This window comes from Xanthomonas cissicola, assembly GCF_008801575.1.
GTDB lineage: Bacteria > Pseudomonadota > Gammaproteobacteria > Xanthomonadales > Xanthomonadaceae > Xanthomonas > Xanthomonas cissicola.
This window is the reverse complement of record NZ_VZPL01000254.1, coordinates 1-407: the sequence shown is the minus strand read 5'-3', so window position 1 is coordinate 407 and position 407 is coordinate 1. Positions and strand designations below refer to the sequence as shown.

The window sequence follows — 407 nt, the reverse complement described above, 5'->3', positions numbered from 1 at the left end:
GCTGCGCTGGATCGCCTTTTTGCGTGCCTGGTTGCAGGTGGTGCGGGAGCGTTCCTCAACGTGCTCAAGCACTATGCGGCTCGCAAACATGGCAATGGAGGTTTGACAGGGGTTTTTCAGGGACGACTTTTTAGGATGTCGCGCTCCTCCGTCACCCGGCGCAACTCGATCTTCAGCCGCCGGACTTCGGCGCTCTGGTCCGCCTCAGCGCGCTGTACTACGCCGGGCTTGCCGAACTTGCGCAGCCAAGCGTACAGGCTGTGCGTGGTGACGACGTCCACCCAATTTTGAGTAGCGCCTCAGTTTGGAGTCCAATTCCCTACCCCGAGGAGATTGGACGTGAAGAAACGTTTTACTGACGAGCAGGTCATCGGCTTTCTGCGCGAAGCCGAAAGCGGCGTGGCGAT

General features: G+C 59.5%; 2 pseudogenes. One reads left to right on the top strand and one right to left on the bottom strand.

What is annotated here, in order from left to right:
* Positions 1-128: 128 nt before the first annotated feature.
* Positions 129-272 (bottom strand): annotated as a pseudogene (locus F7R02_RS25940) (IS3 family transposase); the annotation flags it as partial.
* Between the two features lie 67 nt (positions 273-339).
* Here F7R02_RS25940 and F7R02_RS27710 point away from each other — a divergent pair.
* Positions 340-407, top strand: a pseudogene (locus F7R02_RS27710) (transposase); the annotation flags it as partial.